The 407-nt window shown below is 65.4% G+C and carries 1 protein-coding gene; it reads left to right on the top strand.

Features of this window, described 5'->3' with window-relative positions; all coding sequences use genetic code 11:
• On the top strand, positions 1-333 hold a 333-nt coding region (locus LMU33_RS40960), incomplete at its 5' end, for an alpha-glucosidase C-terminal domain-containing protein (protein ID WP_228627210.1).
• Positions 334-407: the final 74 nt, after the last annotated feature.

Below are 407 nucleotides of genomic sequence, written 5' to 3'. Positions count from 1 at the left end.
AATCCGGCCCTGCGCCAACTGCGCGATCTGCACTTCCACCACGCCGACCAGGACGCGGTGATCGCCTACTCGAAGCGGAGCGGGTCGAACACGGTTCTCGTGGTCGCCAACCTCGATCCGCGCCACACCCAGGAGGCAACGGTCTCGTTGGACATGCCGCAACTCGGCCTGGACTGGCACGAGTCCGTGCCGGTGCGCGACGAGCTCACCGGCGAGACCTACTACTGGGGCAGGGCCAACTATGTGCGCCTCGAACCGGGTCATAGGCCCGCGCATGTGTTCACCGTCCTGCGACCGTCCAACCCGCAGATCGGAGGGTCACCCACAATATGATCGTCAATGAGCCCGTCCCGGACACCTTCGAGAACACGCCCGCGAGGGACCGGGATCCGGATTGGTTCAAGCGG

Origin of the sequence: Streptomyces barringtoniae (genome assembly GCF_020819595.1) — a bacterium.
Taxonomy (GTDB): Bacteria; Actinomycetota; Actinomycetes; order Streptomycetales; family Streptomycetaceae; genus Streptomyces; species Streptomyces barringtoniae.
The sequence above is the reverse complement of the archived record's forward strand: the minus strand, read 5'-3'. Positions and strand labels throughout refer to the sequence as shown.